Genomic DNA, 20482 nt, shown 5'->3' on the forward strand with positions numbered 1-20482 from the left:
GTTACACGAACTCCGAGACCGCCTGGAAGAAACGCAGCGTCTGCTGATCGAGCGCGTCGTCGACAGGCTCGTGCTGCGACGACAGCCGCGCGATCACCACCTCGCTGACCGGGTCGACATAGAGCCACTGGCCGTGGATGCCGGCGGCGAGGAAGGCGCCGTTGGCGTAGCCGGACTGGTACCATTTGTTGCGGTAGCTGCCGTCCCTGAGCAGATGCGCGAAGTCGCCGGCCTCCCAGGCAGCCTTGTCGCCGGCCGAGATTGTGTCGCGCACCCAGCGCTCCGAGACGACGGCGCGGCTGCCGGCCATGCCGCCGCAACGCATCATCTCGCCGACACGGGCAAGGTCGCGTGCCGTCATCGACACGCCGCCAGCAGCCCGCGCTGTACCTTCGGAGTCGACCGTAACGTTGCATCTGCCTCGCGCCCGCAGCGGCCGCCACAGTTTTTCGCGAAAAAGGCCGGCGTAGCGCTGGCCCGAAGAGCGTTCGACGATCAGCCCGAGCAGGTCCGAAAGCGGCGAATAATAGCGTAACGGCCCGCCATGTGGCCCGCCGCGCGGCAGCGACAGGATCACCTGGCGCAAGGTCTCCACTCGGTCGCCCGGCCGCATCGGGTTCCACAGCATGGCGCGGCGGTAGCGGGCGAAGTCGCTCTCCGGGTCAAGATAGGCTTCCTCAAAGCCTAGGCCGACGCGCATGTCCAACACCTGCTGCACCGTTGCGTCACCGTAGACCGTGCCCACCGCCTCCGGCATGTAGCGCGACACCGGTTGCGACGGGTCGAGCAGGCCCTCGTCCTGCAGCGCACCGGCTAGAACGGCGGTCAGCGACTTGCTGATGGAAAACACCAGATGCGGCGCCGACGGATCGGCGGCCGGCGCGCAGAACTCGCCAACGAAGACGCCGCCCTTCATCACCACCAGCGTATCGGTGTTCGAGCGGGCCAGGAAGGTTTGCAGGGTCTCGCTGCCGCCTCCGACATCGACCGTGCGCTGGAGCAATGCGCCGAGCGGCTCCAGCGTCTCATCCTCGATCGTCGCGCTGGTCGAGATCTCAGCCGTCGGTGTCATCTCCGCCACGTTCTGGAACGACCAGGCCGAATAGGGCCGGGTGCGCCAGTTGCCGAGGCTGACATCGGTGCGCGCGAAGCCGAATTTTTGGGCGAAAGCGGAAACAGGAAGGCTCAAATCGGAAACTCGATTGGAAGATGAATTAAGTCCGGCTGGCGAGCGCGGTGACGATGGCATGCAGGGCCGCCAGCGTTGCCCTGGCGAAGGCCGTATTGCTGAAGTCCGGATAGGTCGAGAGTTTCACCGCCACCATGCGGTGGTCGAAACTGATCCAGATCAACTGGCCGAACACGCCGCGGCACATCAGCGTGCGCGAGCGCGGATCCTCGATCCAGAACTGGTTTTTGTAGGATCCCTCCGGAAAGGCGTCGTTGAAAGCCGGACCGTGGAAGCCGCTGCGCGTCGCCTCGATCCAGTCGGGCGGAATGACGCCGCCGCCGCCGTCGAGGATCAACTGGCCGAAGCGGCCGTAGTCGCGCAGCGTCGCGTTGAAGCCGCCGTCGGCGATCGCATAGCCGGCGCTGTCGACGGTGTAGCATGCGCTCTCCTCCGCGCCCATCTTCTGCCACAGTTCGTCCGAGACCAGTTGCGGCAGGCGCTTGCCGGTGACGCGCTCCAGCACGAAGGCCAGCACATCGGTCTCGATCGAGCGGTACTCGAACATCGCCCCGTGCGGCCGCACCGTCTCGGTCAGGCGCAGGATCAGTTCCCACATATGCGCCGGCCAGGAAAAATCCGGATCGCTGCCGGGCGGCGGCGGTTTCCAGCCACCCGCGACGTCGACCTGGCCGATGTTGGAATAGGGGTTGTCGTAGGTCTCGTCGAAGCGCACGCCGGTGGTCATGTCGAGCACCTGCCGAAGCGTGGCGCCGCGCCAGCCGGTGGCGGCAAGCTCCGGCAGATAGTCGGTCACGAGCGCCGCGGGATCGACGAGGCCCCGACTCGCGACGATGCCGAACACCATGCCGGTCACCGATTTGGCCACGGACTGCGACAGGTGCAGCGTGCGTTCGTCCATTCCGTTGAAATAGCGCTCGAAGGCGACCGCGCCGTCCTTCAGGACGAGAAAGCCGTCGGTGTAAGTGTCGTCGAGATGTTTTTCGAGCGTCGTGCGGCCGCGCTCGGTGTCGAATTCGAGCGCATCGAGATCGGCCTCGGCGCGCGGAAATCTTTTGCGATGACCATTGCCGCGCCACACCTCGGCGGTGGCCAGCAGTTCACGGATATGCTGGAACGACCAGCGGTTCCACGGCGGCCGGTCCCAGTCCTGCCGCGGCACGATCAATGCCGGCGGCGAGCCCTGCATGATCGGCGGGCGCGGATCGCTGTTCTTGTAGGACGTCATGCCTTCGAACCGGGGCCTTCTCCCCGCGGGCGGGGAGAAGGCGTTGCGGGCTTACTTCTGCACATCCGTCCAAATGCGCGAGTAGAGGTCGACGATCTCGGGCGAACAGGACTCCAGGAACTGGCCAGCCTTTTCGTATTCCGCCGGCACGACCAGTTCCGGCGCGGTCTTCATCTCCTCCGGCATGAACTGCTCCGATCCCTTGATGCCGTTCGCATATTTGGCGAAGGCCGAGATCATCGCGGCGTTTTCCGGATCCATGATGAAGTTCATGAACAGTTTTGCATTTTCGACGTTCTTGGCGTCCTTGAGGATGGCGACGCTGTCCATGAAGATCGGATACCCTTCCTTGGGATAGCCGAACTTGATGTCCGCGTTGGTCAGCCGCGAGCGCATGATCGCGCCGTTCCAGTAATATACCGCGGAATAGTCTCCCGCCGGCAGCTTCTCGGTGACGCTGTAGTCCATCGCCAGCCATTTGGCCTTCGCCTCGACCAGCTTGTCGCGCACCTTCTTGAGCAGTTCCTTGTCGTCGGTGCACCAGTTGCCGCCGAAATATTTGATCGTGGCGAAGAGCACGTCGTTCATTTCAGGCGCCACGTTGATCTTGCCCACGAGTTCGGCGGGCGGATCGAGGAAGATCGCGGCGGTGTTGATGTCACCGCCGTAGACCTTGCTGTTGACGCCGATGCCGGTGACGCCCCACTGCCACGGCACGCTATAGTGGCGGCCCGGATCCCACGGCACGTCCACCCAGCGCGGATCGACGTTCTTGAAATTCTCCATCTGGTCGGGGCGCGCCTCGAGCAGCAGCCCTTCCTTGACCCAGATCGGCACGTAGTTGGCCGACGGCACGACAATGTCGAAGCCGTGGCCGCCGGCGCGCACCTTGGCCAGCGCCGTGTCGTTGGAATCGTAGTCGGTGATGGTCACCTTGACGTTGTGGGCCTGCTCGAACTTCTTGATCATGTCGGCGCTGGTGTAGTCGCCCCAATTGTAGATGTTGAGCTCCCCCTCCGCGTGCGCCAGGCCGGCAAAGCCGAGCAGCGCGATGGCCGCTGTCCCGGTCAGCAATATTCCTCTCATTTGGTCTTCTCCTCTGGTCTGTTTGGCCGCGTCATGCCTTGCGGCGGTTGATGAAAAAGAAGGCGGTAACGAGAATAAGCGACACGAGCAGGAAGACCGTTGCGATCGCATTGACCTCCGGTGTCGTCTCGCGCCGAAGCTGGCCGAGCATATAGGTCGGCAAGGTGTCCTGGCCCCCCGATTTCACGAATTCGGTGATTACCACGTCGTCCAGCGAGATGACGAAGGCCAGCATGAAACCGGCTATGATGCCTGGCCTCAGCAGCGGCAGCGTCACATAGCGGAAGGTTTTCCATGGGGTGGCATAAAGATCCGCCGCCGCGCGCTCGAGCGTCAGGTCCATGCTTTCGAGGCGGGCCCGGATCGGCAGATAGGCGAAGGGGATGCAGAAAGCCGCGTGCGCGGCGACGAGATAGCCCAGGCCGGAATAGCCGGTCCACACTTTGATGCGCGAGAAGACGATCAGGAGAGCCACGGCCGTGACGATTTCCGGGACCATCAGCGGCTGGTTGATGAAGGCGTATTTGAAGGTGAGGCCCCGGTAGGGTTTCGTGCGCGTGGTGGCGATGGCCGCCATGGTCGCCGCGGTAGTAGCGATCGAGGCCGCGCATATGGCAATGATGGCGGACCGCAGTGCCGCCTCCTGGACGCGTTCGTTGCTGGCCGCCGCCTGGAACCAGCGCAGCGACACGCCCTCCCAAATCGCCATCGAATCGCCGGCGTTGAAGGCGTAGACGACGAGCGCCGCGATCGGCAGGTAGAGCATGAAAAAGGTGAACAGCGCGATGAACGCGAAACCCGGCTGCGCGCGCAGATCGAAGGTTCGCGGCCTAGACATGCTGCGCTCCCGAGCGCGCGGCATTGCGCACATAGACGAGCAGCGCCAGCATCACGATGGCCATCAGCGTGATCGACAGCGCCGCTCCCAACGGCCAGTTGCGGCCGGCGCCGAACTGCAACTCGATCAGGTTGCCGAGCATCATGTTCTTGCCGCCGCCCAGCACGCGCGGCGTGACGTAGGCGCCGAGCGACGGGATGAAGACCAGGATGGAGCCGGCGACGATGCCCGGGCGCACCAGCGGAATGATGATGCGCCAGAGCACCCGCAGACGCGTGGCGTAAAGGTCGTAGCCGGCCTCGACGAGGCGGAAATCCAGCTTTTCCATGCTGGCGTAGAGCGGCAGGACCATTAGCGGCAGGTAGACGTAGACCATGCCGAACAGGATCGCGACGTCCGTGTACATTAGCTGCACTGGCCGGTCGATCAGCCCCAGCCACATCATCAGGGTGTTCAGAATCCCCTCGTTGCGGATCACTTCCTGCATGGCGAAGGTGCGGATGAGCAGGTTCGTCCAGAACGGTATGGTAATGAGGAACACCCAGACTTCACGGGTACTGGCCGGGCGCGTGGCGATGAAGTAGGCCGTGGGGAACCCCAGCCCCAGTGTCAGCAGGGTGGTGATGAGCGACAGTTTCACTGACCGCCAGAAAATCGAAAGGTGCGCATCGGCAAGGCCGACGGTGTCGTCGAAGATGTCGCGCGAGAAGAACACCGAGAACCAGCCGTCGAGCGAGAATTGCCCGAACTTCACGTCGCCGTAGTCGCCCTTCACCATGAAGGAGTAGGCGAGCATGACGAAGAGCGGCCCGATCGCCGCGACGAGGATGATCAGCAGCGCCGGCGTCGAAAGCAGCCAGCGCGAACGGACATCGGCGCGCTCGGCCTGTCTGGCGGTCTCGGCGGCGCTTGCCATGTCAGTCCTTCAGCACCTGGGCGGAATCGGCCGGAATGAGCAGCCCCACCCGGTTGCCCGCGACGAAACGGTCGGTATGGCCGCGCGCGTTCTGCCGGCGCACGATGAAGGGCTCGCCGGAATCCAGCTTCAGGTGGAAATGCGTGTCGGTGCCGAGATAGACCACCGTCTCCACCGTACCGGCCAACGCCGCGCCTTCCGGTTTCGCAAGCTGCGCATGCTCGGGACGGACGACGATCGAGACGTCGCCCTTCGGCGCAAAACCGTCCGGCAGCGAGGCGGGGATCTCGGCGCCGGAGGCCAGCCGCACGGTGGCGAGATTGCCGGCTGTCGAGACGATTGCCGCCGGCAGGAAATTGCTCTCGCCGATGAAGTCGGCGACGAAACGCTCGGCCGGCCGGTCGTAGATGTCGCGCGGGCTGCCGACCTGCAAAATCTTGCCGGCCGACATCACCGCGATGCGGTCCGACATGGTGAGCGCTTCTTCCTGGTCGTGGGTGACGAAGATGAAGGTAATTCCGGTCTCGTGCTGGAGTGTCTTCAACTCGATCTGCATGTCCTTACGCAGCTTGTAGTCGAGCGCGGACAGTGGTTCGTCGAGCAGCAGCACTTTTGGCTGCGGCGCCAGCGCCCTGGCCAGCGCGACGCGCTGCTGCTGGCCGCCTGAAATCTGGCTGGTGCGGCGACCGGCCAGTTGCTCCATGCGCACCAGTTTCAACATCTGGGTGACGCGCGCCTCGACCTCGGCCTTCGGCTTGCCGAGCATTTCCAGCCCGAAGCCGATGTTCTGGGCGACGGTCATGTGCGGGAACAGCGCGTAGCTCTGGAACACGGTGTTTACCGGCCGCCTGAACGGCGGCAGCGGCGCGATGTCGTCGCCGTAGAGAAAAATCTCGCCCTCGCTGGGGAAATCGAAACCGGCGATGAGGCGCAGCAACGTCGTCTTGCCGCATCCGGACGGGCCGAGCAGGGTGAAGAACTCGTTCTCGCGAATGTTCACCGAAACACGGTCGAGCGCCGCGAATCGGGCGTCGCCGCTGCCGAAGATTTTGCTGACGTTGCGAACTTCGATCGCGTTCCTATCCGGCTTTTCCGGCACTCAGCGCCCCAGTTCTAGCCGGCTTCGCCGGGCCATTGGTTCCCCTTGTGCCGATTGTCAGCATATGCGGCTGCACTTGGCAACCGGCTTGAACGGGGATTCAGCAGTGATTGTGCGGTGCACGGGAACAGCCAACGCGCCAGCATGGGCTGGCTCAATCGCGAAAGGTGACGCGTCCGCCGCAGATGGTGGTTACTGGACGGATTTTGGTCAGGTCCTCCGCGGGCCTGGCGTCGAGATCGCCCGAGAGCACGACGATGTCGGCCAGATAGCCCGGCTTGAGGCGACCTTTGCGGTGCTCCATGAATTCGACGTAGGCGCCGCCAATCGTATAGGCGGCAAGCGCCTCGTCGAGCGTAAGACTCTGGTCCGGATCGCCGTCGCCCCAGGGTTTGCGCAGCATCGCCGCCTGCATGCCGAGGATGGGGTCGATCGGCGCCACCGGCCAGTCGGAGGCGAAGACCAGCGGTGCGCCGGCGGAAAGCAGGCTGCGGACGGGAAAAGCATAGGGCCAGCGACCGCGGCCGATACGCGAGACGGTCGGCTCCAGCGGCACGCCATGCACGCCCGGTGCATGGATCGGCTGCATCGAGGCTATGGCGCCCAGTTCGGCGAAGCGCGGAATTTCCGCCTGCGAAATCAACTCGATATGCTCGACGCGGTGGCGGCTGTCGCGAACGCCGTTGGTGCGCCGCGCCTTTTCGTAGCCGTCGAGCACGGCGCGCACCGCGCCGTCGCCGATCGAATGTACGGCGATCTGCAAGCCGCGGCGGTCGGCCTCGGTGGCGATTTCGGCGAAGCGTTCCGGAGTGAACAGTGGCTCGCCGCGCCACTCCGGCCGGTCGGAATAGGGATCGACCAGCACACCGGTCCAGGATTCGATGACGCCGTCGTAGAAGATTTTCACCAGGCCGGAGGATATCCATTCCGAACGGTAACGCTCGGCCATCAGGCTTGCCTTCTCCAACATCTCGATCTTCATGAAGTTCTTGAAATGGAACGGGATTTTCACCCGGCAATGCAGGCCCGCGAGGTCCTCGATCTCCGACAGCAGTTCGAGCTGATAAAAATTGCCGTCCATGTTGTGGATCGACGTGATGCCGTGGCGGGCGCACCAGTCGAGCCCACGCTGCATGGTGTCGCGGTCGACCTCGCGTTCCTTCTGCGAGGGAACCGGGTCGGGCTCGCCGCCCGTGGAAAGGCCGAGCCGGGCGCGCTCCTCGCCGGCCAGCGCGATTACCGGATTGAACGCCTCGTTCTCGCGCAACTCGCCGGTGGCAAAGCCGTCCTCGCCCATGACGATCTCGTTGCCGGGCCGCAGCTTTTTTCCGGTGAGCACGCCGGCCATTTCCAGCGCTTTCGTGTTCGCCCAGACCGTATGATGGTCCGGGGCGGCCATGGCGAAAGGGCGGTCGGAAATGATGCGGTCGAGGTCGTGGCGGGTCACCGGGCGCTCGCCGAGCACGAGGTAGTCGACGCCTTGGCCGAGCAACATCGGCGCGTCGGGGCGCGAACGGGCGTAATCCTGGATGGCGGCATGCAGGGCGATGGCGCCATGAACGCCGGAAAGCTGCAGATGCGCCAGTTCGGCCGCGCCGGAAAACAGATGCATGTGGCCTTCGATGAAGCCCGGCACGACCGAATTCATGCCGGCGTCGATCACCCGCGTGGCCGCGCCGCGCAACGCTTCGATCGCCGTGCGGTCGCCGACGGCGACGATCTCGCCGCCGCTGACCGCCAGCGCTTCCGCCCGTGGCTGGTCCTCGTCCATGGTCCTGATGCGGCCATTGACGATGATCAGCTCGGCGTTGCGGCTCATAAAATCTTTCCGGTTGAACGCTTTAGCTCTAGCACCTTCGACGCCTCGGAGGCCAGATCAAAGGGCGTGCGGCTGGCCTACAGCAGGGCGCTTGTCGGGAGCGGGCGGCTGCGGCTAGGGTGCGGCGGTCATTTCAAGAGGGGTTCATGAAGACGATTTTTTCGCCGTTGCATGCCGGCCATTCCGGGCAGATGGAACTGATCGCGGGGGCGATCGTGCCGGGTTTCGAAAAGCCGTCGCGGGCCGAATTCATCCGCGCGCGGGTCGAATCCGAGAAGCTCGGACCGATCCTGCCGCCGGATATTTTCGACCTTGCTGCGGCTAAGCGGGTGCATGATCCGGATTATATCGATTTCCTGCCAACCGTCTGGCCGGAATGGGAAAAATCTGGCCGCTCCGGCTCGGCGATGGGCTTCACCTGGCCGACCCGCGGGCTGCGCGGCGACGTGCGGCCGAAGACCATAGACGCATTGCTCGGTTTCTATTCTTTCGATGCGGGGGCGAGTTTCGTGAAAGGAACATGGGAGGCGATCAAGTCTTCCCATGATGTGGCGCTGACCGCGGCGGGACTGGTGAAAGGCGGCGAGCGCGCGGCGTTCGCGCTCTGCCGCCCGCCGGGGCACCATGCGGGCGCGGCATTCATGGGCGGATATTGTTTCATCAACAATGCGGCGGTCGCTGCGCAGTATTTCCTGGATAATGGTGCAAAAAAAGTTTCGATACTCGATGTAGATTACCACCACGGCAACGGTACACAGGAGATTTTTTATTCGCGTTCCGATGTTCAGGTGCTCAATCTGCATGGCGATCCGATGACGGAGTATCCATTTTTCCTAGGTCATGCCGATGAGAAGGGAATTGGCGAGGGCGAAGGGTTCAATTTAAACTATCCGATGCCGTTCGGCACCGCCTGGGCCGAATGGAGCGCCTCGCTGGAGGACGCCTGCGCCAAATTGGCAGCCTATCGTCCTGATATCGTTGTGGTTTCGCTCGGCGTCGACACGTTCGAGAAGGACCCGATCAGCCAGTTCAAGCTGAAGACCGAGGACTATCCGAAGATCGGAAAACGCATCGCAAAACTCGGCCTGCCGACACTTTTCGTCATGGAAGGCGGCTATGCCGTCGAGGAAATCGGCGTCAACGCGGTCGGCGTGCTGACCGGGTTCGAGCTGGGGTGAGATTCTCGTCCCTCGATGTTCGCCGGTGACGGTTTTGGATATGATTTCAATGCCTTGCGGGCGCGTATCTCGGGATGAGGAGGGGTGCGTCCGCCGTCGAAGCCGTTACTCACGGGACTCGCGTGAAGTCCGGAAGATCGAGGGATATCAAGGGTTTGTCCGGACAGCACAGGGAAACCGTTGCAACTCGCTTGATTCCACCCTCGTTTTGGGGCCGATTCCCTTCGCGGATCGGGTATTTGGCTTCGCGAAAGGGCGTTTCACGTTGTTCTGTGGTGACGACGTGGACGCAATCGCCGGAACAGCCGAGATGCCCCTTATACCTGGGTTATTTTTTGACCGTCGGCGCTGCCCCTCACTGTCCGGCCGTCGTCTCTCTCCCCGTGAAGGACGGGGAGAGAGACGACGGCCGCGGGCGCGCCGCTACTCCACAAACACTTTCACGCTTGCCGCGCGGCCGGCGGCGTCGATGACGGTCAGCGTCGAATAGCCGGCGCCGTCCGGCTGCCAGGTGGCGGTGCGGCGGCGCACGATTTCAGTGAGCGGTTTTCCGTTGGCGAGCCAACGGAACGGTGCGCGGCCGCCCTGGAGTTTCAGGACCAGCGGGCTGGCCGTCGAGGCCGTGAGTTCGACATGGGCGCCGTCCGGCGGAAAGACGATCCTTGGCGCCGGCTCGACGACCGAGGCGGAACCGGCCGTGGCGGGCAGGGTGTCCTGGCCGGACTCGAAACGGCGCTGGGTGACCGGGAGGTCTTGCGGCGCGGCATGGAAGGCGCCGGCGGGCGGCCGCTGCTGCTGCACGGCGGGAAGGCCTGATCTTGCAAAACCCTCGAACAGGATGGGCGCGGCGGAGACGTAGCCGGCAAGGCCGGGCACGGAACCGGAATCGGCCCGGCCGACCCATGCGCCAAGGACATAACGACCATCATAGCCAACCGACCAGGCGTCGCGGTAGCCGTAGGAAGTGCCGGTCTTGTAGGCGATGCCGCGTTGCGTGGCGCCCTCGGGCGCGCGGATGCCGGAAAGGATGTCGGTGACCTGCCAGTTGGCGGCGGGCTCCAGGATCATGCCGTCGGCCAGCGGCTGGAAATCCGCCTCGGTGCCGTCGCGCAGTTTTTTGGCGCGGCCGCCATTGGCAAGGCCGGTGTAGAGCTGGACGAGGTCGCGCAGCGTGACGCCGACGCCGCCGAGACCGATGGCAAGACCCGGCGCCTCGCCGGGCGGCAGAGTCGGGGTGACGCCCGCCTTGCGGAAACGCGCGGTGAGGCGGGCGGGGCCGACGGCGTCGAGCAGGCGGATCGCCGGCACGTTGAGCGACAGTTGCAGGGCCTGGCGGACGCTGACGTCGCCCTGGTAGCTCATGTCGAAATTTTTCGGACGGTAGCCGGCGAAGTCGGCCGGCCGGTCCTCGATCAGCGTTTCCTGGGCGACAAAACCCTGCTCGAAGGCGAGCCCGTAGATGAACGGTTTTAAGGTCGAGCCGGGGGAGCGGCTGGCGCTGGTCATGTCGATCCAGCCGAAGCGGCGGGGGTCGAAATAATCGGCGGAGCCGACAGAGCCCAGAATGTCGCCGGTGCGGGCATCGGCCAGAACCATCGCCACTGACACGCGCTCGCCCAGCCGGCGGGCGGCTTCTTTTGCGACGGCTTCCAGTCCGGCCTGCACGGATTTCTGGATTGTCAGTTCGAGGCGGGTCTGCGTTGGCGCGGCGCGCAGCGCATCGTCGGCGAGATGGGCGGCGAGCGAAGGCATCGGGAAACGCGCCGCGAAAACCTCGTCGATGGCGGCGCGGGCCGCTTCCCGCTCGGCGAGCACCTTTGCCTCGACCATGCGCGCCAGCACGCGATCGCGCGCGGTCTGGGCATTATCGCGAAAACGGTCGGGCCGGCGGCGCTCGGGCAGTTGCGGCAGGGCGACCAGCAGGGCGGCTTCCGAGACGGTCAGGCGCTTCGGCTCCTTGCCGAAATATGCGAGGGTGGCGGCGCGCACGCCTTCGAGATTGCCGCCATAGGGGGCGAGCGTCAGGTAACGCTCAAGAATGTCGCGCTTGGAAAGGCGGCGCTCGATCTGCCAGGCGCGGAAGATCTGGGTGAGTTTGGAGGCGATGCTGCGGCTTTCGCGCGGCTCGATCAGGCGGGCAAGCTGCATGGACAGCGTCGAGCCGCCGGAGATGATGCGGCCATGGCCGGCAAGCTGGCCGGCGGCGCGCATGAGGGCGAACGGATCGACGCCGGAATGCTCCCAGAAACGCTTGTCCTCATAGGCGACCAGCATTTTTATGAATTCGGGGTCGACCTCGTCGAGGCCCGTCTCGAACCGCCAAAAACCGTCTGATGTGGCGTAGGCGCGCAACAGCGCGCCGTCGCGGTCGACCACTTCCTTCGAGGTGACGATCTTTTCCGGCAGGGGCGGCGGGAAGGCGCGGTCCAATGAGAAGAGCGCTGCGATGGAGAGTGCGGCGAGGGCCGCGCAGCCGGCGAGGGCGATGGCCGCTCGGCGGAGGAGTTTTCGTCCGGGAACACTCTTGAGGATCGACATCGCCGTCTCCCTCAAGTCCCGGCCTTGACTGATTCAGCTACAGGATTCGTGCGTAACTGAAGCGAAGTTATCGCCGTGATCTCTTGACGTGAGGGGCGATATTGAGAGATATTATCGCCGTGAAAACGATCATTTTCACCCATGCCGCAGCAAGGGATCTTGATGGGCTGCCGTCGCGGCCGCGCGCGGCGGTTGAGACTGCCCTTATTCGCTACGCGGTGTCCGGCGAAGGGGACGTGAAGCGCCTGCAAGGACGGGACGGCCTTAGGATGCGCGTAGGCGACTATCGCGTTCTGTTCGATGAGGATCGAACCACCGTGCTTGCCATCTATATCGGCAGGCGAGAAACGACAACCTACCGTAAACGGTGAAGGAAACGACCGATGGCCGACATCCAGATCATCCACAGCCCGAGCGGCGACGAACTCGTCGTGCTGCCTCGCGCCGAATACGAGGCCCTTGTCGCAGCCGCCGCCGATATCGACGAAGACGCGGCCGATATCGCCATGTACGACGCCCGCAAAGCCGAACTTGCCAACGATCCGAACTCGATCTTGCCTCCGGAGGTGAGTGCCATGCTTCTGCGCGGTCATAGTAGGCTGCAGGCTTTGCGCAAATGGCGAGGCATCGCGCAAATCAAGCTGGCCGCCGACGCAGGCATCGCGCAGGGTTATCTCTCCGATCTTGAACATGGCCGAAAATCCGGCTCCGCCGAAACCATCGGCGCACTGGCGCAGGCGTTGGACGTGCCGGTTGAATGGGTAGCGTGAAAAGCGCCGGCTTATCTTCCCGCTTAAGGAGAGGGTTGAAGAGACAGCGTAGCTAAGCGAAGCCGACGAGGCGGAGTAGGGTTGCGTCAGGATGGAGTGCTGCCGCGACGACCCCTCCCGCCGCCTTCGGCGGCACCCTCCCCTCAAGGGGGAGGGAAAGGGCGCAGCCTTCTTCACGGCGCCTTGACCTCCATCATCCCCGTCGCCGTGCGGGCCGAGAATTGCGGACGGTACATGTCCTCGACGCTTGCCGCAGGGTGGGCGTAGACGCCGGGGGTGACGGCGCGTACGACATAGGCCAGCGTGACCTGCCGTCCGCTATCGCCGTTGCGGTCGAAGGCGGCGACAAAGCGGTCGTTGCGGAATTCGAGATGCGCGGCCTGCGTCTGCTCCAGCCAGGGGAAGCTGGACAGGCTGGCGCTGTTGACGAGGCCGGGATTGTCGATCTCGAAACCGGCCGGCAACAGGTCGCTGACCAGCACGCGCGACGGCCAGGAGTTCTGCTCGGTGACCTTGAGCACCACAACAAAACGCTGGTTCTGGGTGACCTCGGTGACGTTGGCCTCGTTGCCGTCGAGCGTGTAATAGGTGCGCTCGATGGCAAAGCCGTCGCCGCCTGCCGGCAGCGGCTGCGACGGGGCAGCGACCGCGGTGACCACCGCCTGCACGGTGCTGGAGCCCGCGTTGGCGATCGTTACCGGGCTGTCGACAAGAGCGCTGCCGTCGAAGCGTTGGGAATAGAGCCCGGTGTGCTGGGCGCCGTTCACCATCAGCTTCATGTCGGCGGCATTGGAGCGCAGCGCGCGGGCGGCGAGCAGCATCCAGGCGTCGTCCTGCGTGCTGGTCCAGCGGGCGGCGCGGCGTTCGGCGCCGACCAGCTTGATCAGTTCCGGAACGACCGACGGCATCGGCTTGCTTTCCGCGGCGAGCGCCAGCATCGCGGCGCCGTCGCGCAGGCGCGAGCCATAGTCCGAGCGATACCAGTTGTGCTCGGGGTTCAGCTTGGCGAGCTGCAGCGCGGCCTGGAAGGTGGCTTGCGAGCGCTGGGCGTCGCCATAGAGCGCCAGGCTGGCGGCCAGTTGCGCGACCGCCATCGGGCTGGAAAAGGCTTCCAGCTTGGTGTCGGCGTAATAGCGCAGGTCGCCGACGGAGGCCTTCTTGTTGCGGGAGAGAACATAGAGCGCATAGGCGATCTCGCTGCCGCGATCCTCGATGTCGAGGTCGTAGGAGAGCGAATTCTGCAGGTTGTTGAGGGCCTGCAGCATGGCCTGGCGCGGCACCTCGTAGTTGAGCTCGCGGGCCCGGGTCAGGAAGTCGGAAACATAGGCATCCAGCCACAGGTCGCCGGAGCCGGGACCCCACAGGCCAAAGCTGCCGGACGAGGACTGGTTGTTGAGCACGCGGTAGATCGCGTCCTGGACGCGGCCGCGCAGTTCCGGCTCGTCCTGCATGCCTGCGCCGGCCGACAGCTCGCTGACATAAAGCAGCGGGAGCGCCCGACTGGTGGTCTGCTCGGCGCAGCCATAGGGGTAGCGGTCGAGCGCCAAGAGCAGCGACGGCACGTCGAAGGCGGCGGACGGCGAGACGCCGACGCTGACATAGGCGCCGGGCAGCAAGCTGTCGGCCAGCAACTCGCGGTCGACCCGAACACTCTTGCCGTTCGGGCCGAGGTCGACGACCAGACGGTTTGTGACCGGCAGGACGGCGGGGCGGACCGGAATGTACAGCGTCTGCTCGACCGCAGGGCCGTTCTCGTGGGCGAGGTGGATGGTGAGGCTGGCGTCGCCGGCGTCTCCCGCGATTAGCGGCACGGTGATCGACTGGCGCTTGCCTGATGTCAGCGTGACCTTTTCCGGCAGCGCGGCGCTGCCGGTGGAGAGATCACCGGTGGTTTCGACGGCGAAGCGGTAGTCGCCGTCCGGCCCGTCGGTATTGGCGATGTCCAGCCGCATGACGGCGGCATCGCCCGGCGCCATGAAGCGCGGCAGGCCGGCGGTGATGACCACCGGGTCGCGCACGATGACGTCGGTCTGGGCGTGGCCGACGGCATCCTTCGTCCAGGCGACTGCCATGACGCGGACGGTGCCGTTGAACTGCGGGATGTCGAAGTCGACCGTCGCCTTGCCGTCGGCGTCCAGCTTCACCACGCCGGAGAAGAAGGCGACGAGCTTCTCTTTGGGCGGGTTGCCCTGGGCTGTCAGTGCCGCGCCGTCACCACCGGTGCGCAGCTTGCCGGTGGCGCCGAGCGACCCGTCGATCAGGCGGCCATAGAGGTCGCGCAGTTCGAGGCCGAGACGGCGCTGGCCGTAATACCAGGTCACCGGATCGGGCGCCTTGTAGTCGGTCAAATTGAGGATGCCGACGTCGACGGCGGCGATGGTGACATAGGCGTCGGTGGCGGCCGGCAGGCCAGTGACCTGGACGGGGATGGTCAGCGGCTGGCGCGGCTCGGTTTTCTGGACCGGCGACAGCGACACGGCGAGTTTTCGCGCGCCGGGATCGACGGCCAGCCACTTCAGGCCGATGGCGCGGCCGGGCATGCGCGATTCCTGGCCGTCGCCGGGACGGAACAGCGTCGCCGTCACATAGGCGCCGGCGCCCCAATCGGCGGAGACCGGGATGTCGACGGTTGTGCCGCCGGCCGGAACCGTCGCCGTTTGGGTGGAGAGCAGCCGGTCGGAGCCGACGGCGACGAGAAGCTCGCCGGCGAAGCGCGGCGAAATCTTCAGCTTCGCGACCTCGCCCGGGGCGTAGTGCTCCTTGTCGAGTGCGATCTCCAGCCCGTCGGGCGTCTCGGTCGAGGTGGAAGCGACGTACCAGCCGGCGTCGAACTCGACGCTGGTGGCCGGGCCTTCGGGGTCTGGCGTCTCGATCTCGAGGCGGTAGCGGCCCCAGTCGACCGGCATGGAGATCGAGGCCGTGCCGTCGGCGGCGATGTCGAGCGTGCCGTTGGAGACGGCGCGCGTCTGGGTGACGGGTTCGTAGTTCCAGGAACTGCCACTGCTGTACCACTGGTAGTCACGCTCGACCTTGACCAGCGACCACAACGCGCCCGGCATCGGCTTGTGCTTGCCGTCAGGATCGACGGCGATGACGGTGAATTTCGCCGTGCCGCCTTCAGGCACTGCGCCGCCCGAAAAATCCGGACGGATGCCGATGATTTCGGCCTGGCTCTTGATGCCGAGGCCGAGCGTTTCTTCCACGGCGCGGCCGCCGCTCTCGCGCATGCGCACGGTGACGTCCGCCGTCAGCAGGCGGGTGGTGGAGGGCAGGGCGTCGACCTGGACCGGGAAGGTCGCCTTGCCGTCGTCGCCGACCAGCGGCAGGTCCGTCAGCGGGATGCGGGTGGCGTCGCCTTCCTGCTCGTCGGCGAGGCCGAACTGGAAGTTGGGGAAGGCTTCCCATTCGCGGGTGGCGCCGACGATCGTTTCGCCTTCCAGCGCCAGGCCGGCGGCCGGCGCGCCATAGAGGAAGCGGCCGTCGACGGTGACGTTGGCGGATTCGCCGACGGCGATCTCCTTCCTGTCGCTGGTCATGGCGAATTCGATGCGGTCGGGCACGAAATCCTCGACCAGGAAATTCTGGCTGGCGACGGCGGTCTGCTTGGGATCGGTGTAGATCGACAGCGACCAGGTGCCGCGCATGGCGTTGGGCGACAGCGCGAGGTCGACGGCATGGCCGCCGGCGGACGCGCCGTCGCTGACGATGCGCCGGTCCTCGACGCCGTCGGGGCGCGAGAAGACGAAGGTGAGCGGCAGTTTTTCCACGGCGCGCGCTGCGTCGTCGCGGGCGAGTGCGGCGACGTGCACGGTCTCGCCGACGCGGTAGATGCCGCGCTCGGTCCAGGCATAGACATCGAGCGCGCCGGGCGCTGCGCGGCCGGTGACGCCGCGGTCTGAGAGGTCGAAGCCGGCGCGGGTCATGTCGAGAAAGACAAAATCCCTGCCGCCGGCATCGGCGGTCAGGACGGCGGGAACCATGCCGCCGGCGCCGCGCACCAGGCCGGGATTGAAGGTGGCGCGGCCTTCGGCATCGGTCTTGGCCGTGCCGAGGACCTCGTTGTTGCGGGCGAGCAGGGTCAGCTCGACATTGGCCATCGGTTTTGCCGAGCCGAGCGAGCGGGCGAAGACGCTGAGACCGTCCTGGCCGGTATAGGTCGACAGGCCGATGTCGGAGACGACGAACCACTGCGTGGCGCGTGACGACCAGGAATCGCTGTTGTCGTTCTCCGGCTGGGCGGTGAGCACATAGACGCCGGGCTTGCGCTCGGGCAGGGCCTCGTCGACCGGGAAGGAGGTGGTGATCTCCTTGTTGATCTCGTTGGCGATATCGAGCTTGCCCTCCCAGACGGGCGCGCCCATCTGGTCGGCGATATTGCCGATGTCGTAGGAATCGAGCTGTTTCAGGAACTGGTAGCCCGACAGGAGCTGGGCCAGCGAGCGGTCGCCGATGCGGAAGAGTTTCATGTCGGCGGCGGCCATGTTGACGCTGACGACCGGGATGCCGCGCCGCGCGGTGGCGGGCAGCACGAAACTGTCGCCGGTGAAGCGCACGGAGGCGCCGCGGTCCTGAATGTAGATCGACAGCGTGACCGGGACGGCGGTGACCTCGCCGAGGGCGGCGGGCAGGCCGGAGCGGATGGTGACGTTGTACTGCCTGCCGTGCTCAAGGCCCTCGACGCAGAGTTGCTTGTCCTTGGCTTCGACGGCCTTGGGAGCGGCCCCGTCGACGGTGACGAAGGGGGCGTAGTCGACGCCGGTCTTGACCAGTTCTTCCGAGAACTGGACGCAGAGGCGCGGCGACGGCGTGTCGGCGTCGATCGTGTGTTCGACGACGCGAAAACCCTTTCGGGCCTTGAGATCCTCGTATTCGGCGCGGATGGAGGCCGAATTGGCCAGCGCGAGGCTGGCCTCATAGGCCTGCAGCGAAGGGCGGAACATGTCGCGGCGGTCGAGGCCGGCGGCGATTGCGGCCAGCACGCCGGCGCGGGCCGGCGCGGTGCGCAGGAGTTGGTAGGCGTTCCAGGCGGCGGAGGTGGCGTCGCGGTTGAGCGTCGCGGTTTCCGAGCTGTTTGCGCCCTGGGTGGTGAGCAGGGCACGGGTCAGGCCGAGCCAGAGTTTTCCGTCGTCGGGAGCGACGCGGATCGCCGAGATGTACTTGTTCATCGCGCCGCGCGCGTCGCCGGTGAGCAGCGCCTGCTCGGCGCCTTCGACGAGGCCGACAAGGCCCGTGTCGGCGGCGGGCGGCGTGGCGGTCAGGGTGGCGCGGTATTGCCAGGCCTCGTCGGCCATCCAGGACGGGAAAAACGACATCTGCGGCGGCGCGCCGATGTCGGGCTCGCCGTCGATGGTGACGACCTTGCCGGCGACCGCGCCGTTGAAGATCTTCAGCGTCGCGAAATCCGACTTGAGGAAGCACCATTTCGCCTTGGTGTTGTAGGTGAAGGCGCGGCATTGCGTGTCGCCGAGGCAGGTGGTCTTGCACTGGTCGAGCGAGACGTTCTGCTCGGAGCGCAGGTCGAAGCCGAAATAGTCGCCATTGTCGGTCGTGACGATCGCCCGGGCCTCGGCGGCCAAGGCCGGCAGCGACCAGGCGGTCATGAGCAGGATCATGGCCGACAGAATGCGAATGACTCGCATAGCAACTCCCCCTGATAAATCATCGCCGAGAGGCATTTATGCCACCCCAAGGCACATCCTCACCAATTCCACGGCGGCCATTTGACCACAACGGTTGGCCGTCGTCCTCATACGTGTTACGGCACCCGAAGGGGGCAGTTGAACACGTATCGTCATGAATTGCCCAATGATTTCTGACAGCGCGATTGTGGCCCCTTTACGAACGGTTCATTTCGACCGTTCAAAATTACGAGCCGGAGTAAGTTCGCGTTAATGATGAAGCGGCGACCGCAGCGTTGGAGGGGCGAGACCGCGACCGTCAGGATCGCGCGCGTCGCCCTTTCCGGACTGCTGTGCACGACCGCTCTCGTCGCGCTGCCACAGCGGGCCGCCGCCTTCGAGCTGTTCGGCTTCAAGTTCTTCGAGAGGGAGAACGAGGAAGACGCCGACATCGCCGACCCGCTGCACTACAAGGTGACGGTCGAGGTGGCGGGGGGCGACAGCGATCTCAACGACAAGATCAGCGACGCCTCCGCCCTGGTCGCCGACGAGGACCGTCCGGTCTCCGGGTCGCTCGGGCTGCTCACCAAGGCGCGCGGCGACCGCAAAAGGCTGGTGGCGGCGCTCTACGAGGCGGCGCGCTATGACGGTGTGGTCGACATATTGATCGCCGGCAAGTCGATCGACACGCTGCCGCCGGACGCCGAATTCGGCGCCGGGCCGGTGCCGGTGACGATCAGTGTCGAGCCGGGCCAGACTTTTGTCCTTGGCGACGTGCAACTGAAGGGCGACGCCGCCGGCCTGTCGCCGGCGGAGTTCGGCCTGACACCCGGCGGCGACGCCGGTTCCACCCGGATACTCAGGGCCGAATCGGAGGTGGTGAGAAGGCTGAAGGCCGAGGGCCGGCCGCTTGCCAAGGTCACCGGCCGCGAAGTGATCGCCGACCACAGGACCGGAACGGTCGACGTCTCTGTTGCCGTGGCGGCCGGGCCGGTCGCCGGCTACGGCCCTACCAATGTGTCGGGCACGGAATCGATGGACAGCAGCTTCACCGGCTACATGGCGGGGCTGGAGCCGGGAAGACAGTATTCGCCGGCGGAGATGGACGAGGCGCGCGAGCGGCTGACCGGACTCGGCGTGTTCAACAGCGTTGCGGTGATGGAAGCCGACGCGCTCGACGGCAACGGCAACATCCCGATCAACGTCACGGTGACGGAGCGCAAGCTGCGTTATTACGGCGTCGGCGCCACCTATTCCAACACCGAGGGTATCGGGCTGGAGGGCTACTGGGGTCACCGCAATCTGTTCGGCCATGCCGAGAAGCTGCGCGTCGAGGGCTCGATCAGCGGCATCGGCAGCAACGAGTTCACGGCGTTGAACTACAATGCCGGCATCATGTTCGAGAAGCCGGGCGTGATCGGTCCGGCCTCGAAGTTCTTCACCAGCCTGAAAACCGTTTTCGAGCACCCGGATGCCTACGACCGACTGTCGGTCGAAGGCAGCGCAGGCCTGGCCTATCAGCTCAGCAAGACGCAAAGCGTGTCGGCGGAACTCGACGTCGAGTTCGCGCGCATCACCGACGCCTTCGTCGAGGACCACGACTATCTGATCGTCTCGACGCCGCTGCAATACGCTTTCGACAACCGCGACAACAAGCTGAACCCGACCAAGGGATTTCGCGCGGTGGGTTATGTCGAGCCGGCCTACGACATGCTGAACAGCGTCGCCTTCGTGAAGCTGAAAGGCGAGGGCTCGGCCTATATGGCGCTCGATTCCAGCGGCAAGGTGGTGATTGCGGGCAGGGCACTCTTCGGTTCGATCGTCGGGGCCAGCGTCGAGGAAGTGCCGGCCAACCGCCGCTTCTATGCGGGCGGCGGCGGCTCGGTGCGCGGCTACGCCTATCAGGGCATTGGCCCGAGGAAGGACGATGAGCCGACGGGCGGCCTCTCCGTGGCCGAAGGTTCGGTGGAATTGCGCTACGCGATCAACGACACGTTCGGCATCGTGCCTTTCGTCGATGCCGGCACGGTATCATTGGACTCCACTCCGGACTTTTCCGACGTGAAGGTCGGCGCCGGCATCGGCATACGCTACATGACGCCGTTCGGGCCGCTGCGCGTCGACGCCGCCGTGCCGCTGAACCCGGATTCCCACGATCCGAGCTTCGGCATCTACGCCGGCATCGGCCAGAGTTTCTGAGGCG

13 protein-coding genes are annotated in these 20482 nt (G+C 65.3%); 4 read left to right on the forward strand and 9 right to left on the reverse strand.

The window, feature by feature from the left end; all coding sequences use genetic code 11:
• Position 1 precedes the first annotated feature (1 nt).
• From RB623_RS04785 to RB623_RS04815, 7 genes are all read right to left on the reverse strand, one after another.
• A complete protein-coding gene (locus tag RB623_RS04785; protein WP_308055622.1) occupies positions 2–1189 on the reverse strand; it encodes a serine hydrolase in 1188 nt (395 codons plus the stop codon).
• Between the two features lie 25 nt (positions 1190–1214).
• The gene (locus tag RB623_RS04790; protein WP_308055623.1) at positions 1215–2417 is read right to left on the reverse strand and encodes a serine hydrolase; all 1203 of its coding nucleotides are present in this window, start codon (positions 2415–2417) and stop codon (positions 1215–1217) included.
• 51 nt (positions 2418–2468) lie between these two features.
• A complete protein-coding gene (locus RB623_RS04795; RefSeq protein WP_308055624.1) occupies positions 2469–3503 on the reverse strand; it encodes an extracellular solute-binding protein in 1035 nt (344 codons plus the stop codon).
• Positions 3504–3534: 31 nt separating this feature from the next.
• Entirely contained in the window at positions 3535–4341 is an 807-nt protein-coding gene (locus RB623_RS04800) for an ABC transporter permease (RefSeq protein ID WP_308055625.1), read from the reverse strand.
• Positions 4334–5257: an ABC transporter permease gene (locus RB623_RS04805; protein ID WP_308055626.1), complete on the reverse strand. Its 924-nt coding sequence runs from the start codon at positions 5255–5257 to the stop codon at positions 4334–4336. The genes RB623_RS04800 and RB623_RS04805 overlap by 8 nt, the downstream gene beginning before the upstream one ends.
• Before the next feature lies 1 nt (position 5258).
• Entirely contained in the window at positions 5259–6356 is a 1098-nt protein-coding gene (locus RB623_RS04810; protein WP_308055627.1) for an ABC transporter ATP-binding protein, read from the reverse strand.
• A 154-nt stretch (positions 6357–6510) separates the two neighbouring features.
• The gene (locus tag RB623_RS04815; RefSeq protein ID WP_308055628.1) at positions 6511–8175 is read right to left on the reverse strand and encodes an amidohydrolase; all 1665 of its coding nucleotides are present in this window, start codon (positions 8173–8175) and stop codon (positions 6511–6513) included.
• A 146-nt stretch (positions 8176–8321) separates the two neighbouring features.
• Here RB623_RS04815 and RB623_RS04820 point away from each other — a divergent pair, with 146 nt between their 5' ends.
• The gene (locus RB623_RS04820) at positions 8322–9353 is read left to right on the forward strand and encodes a histone deacetylase family protein (RefSeq protein WP_308055629.1); all 1032 of its coding nucleotides are present in this window, start codon (positions 8322–8324) and stop codon (positions 9351–9353) included.
• Positions 9354–9776: 423 nt separating this feature from the next.
• Here the strand turns inward: RB623_RS04820 and pbpC are convergent, their stop codons facing one another.
• Positions 9777–11891, reverse strand: a complete 2115-nt coding sequence (gene pbpC, locus RB623_RS04825; protein WP_308055630.1) for a penicillin-binding protein 1C — start codon at positions 11889–11891, stop codon at positions 9777–9779.
• A 119-nt stretch (positions 11892–12010) separates the two neighbouring features.
• Here pbpC and RB623_RS04830 point away from each other — a divergent pair, with 119 nt between their 5' ends.
• Positions 12011–12262 carry a plasmid stabilization protein gene (locus RB623_RS04830; RefSeq protein ID WP_308055631.1) on the forward strand — a complete coding sequence of 84 codons (252 nt, stop codon included), beginning with the start codon at positions 12011–12013 and terminating at the stop codon, positions 12260–12262.
• 12 nt (positions 12263–12274) lie between these two features.
• On the forward strand, positions 12275–12661 hold the full coding sequence (locus tag RB623_RS04835; RefSeq protein WP_308055632.1) for a helix-turn-helix transcriptional regulator: 387 nt from the start codon (positions 12275–12277) through the stop codon (positions 12659–12661).
• Positions 12662–12834: 173 nt separating this feature from the next.
• On the opposite strand, the gene RB623_RS04840 is transcribed toward RB623_RS04835, so the two are convergent.
• On the reverse strand, positions 12835–18300 hold the full coding sequence (locus RB623_RS04840; protein ID WP_374121638.1) for an alpha-2-macroglobulin family protein: 5466 nt from the start codon (positions 18298–18300) through the stop codon (positions 12835–12837).
• Between the two features lie 252 nt (positions 18301–18552).
• On the opposite strand from RB623_RS04840, the gene RB623_RS04845 reads away from it, so the two are divergent.
• A complete protein-coding gene (locus RB623_RS04845; protein ID WP_308055634.1) occupies positions 18553–20478 on the forward strand; it encodes an autotransporter assembly complex family protein in 1926 nt (641 codons plus the stop codon).
• The last annotated feature ends 4 nt before the right edge of the window (positions 20479–20482 follow it).

This window comes from Mesorhizobium sp. LHD-90, from assembly GCF_030929505.1.
Lineage (GTDB): Bacteria > Pseudomonadota > Alphaproteobacteria > Rhizobiales > Rhizobiaceae > Kumtagia.

What these genes read in the sequence shown, in the direction of transcription:
- RB623_RS04795 (WP_308055624.1), bottom strand. Translation starts at nt 3,503, where the DNA reads ATGAGAGGAATATTGCTGACCGGGACAGCGGCCATCGCGCTGCTCGGC.
- RB623_RS04805 (WP_308055626.1), bottom strand. Translation starts at nt 5,257, where the DNA reads ATGGCAAGCGCCGCCGAGACCGCCAGACAGGCCGAGCGCGCCGATGTC.
- RB623_RS04820 (WP_308055629.1), top strand. Translation starts at nt 8,322, where the DNA reads ATGAAGACGATTTTTTCGCCGTTGCATGCCGGCCATTCCGGGCAGATG.
- RB623_RS04800 (WP_308055625.1), bottom strand. Translation starts at nt 4,341, where the DNA reads ATGTCTAGGCCGCGAACCTTCGATCTGCGCGCGCAGCCGGGTTTCGCG.
- RB623_RS04815 (WP_308055628.1), bottom strand. Translation starts at nt 8,175, where the DNA reads ATGAGCCGCAACGCCGAGCTGATCATCGTCAATGGCCGCATCAGGACC.
- RB623_RS04845 (WP_308055634.1), top strand. Translation starts at nt 18,553, where the DNA reads ATGATGAAGCGGCGACCGCAGCGTTGGAGGGGCGAGACCGCGACCGTC.
- RB623_RS04840 (WP_374121638.1), bottom strand. Translation starts at nt 18,300, where the DNA reads ATGCGAGTCATTCGCATTCTGTCGGCCATGATCCTGCTCATGACCGCC.
- pbpC (WP_308055630.1), bottom strand. Translation starts at nt 11,891, where the DNA reads ATGTCGATCCTCAAGAGTGTTCCCGGACGAAAACTCCTCCGCCGAGCG.
- RB623_RS04790 (WP_308055623.1), bottom strand. Translation starts at nt 2,417, where the DNA reads ATGACGTCCTACAAGAACAGCGATCCGCGCCCGCCGATCATGCAGGGC.
- RB623_RS04835 (WP_308055632.1), top strand. Translation starts at nt 12,275, where the DNA reads ATGGCCGACATCCAGATCATCCACAGCCCGAGCGGCGACGAACTCGTC.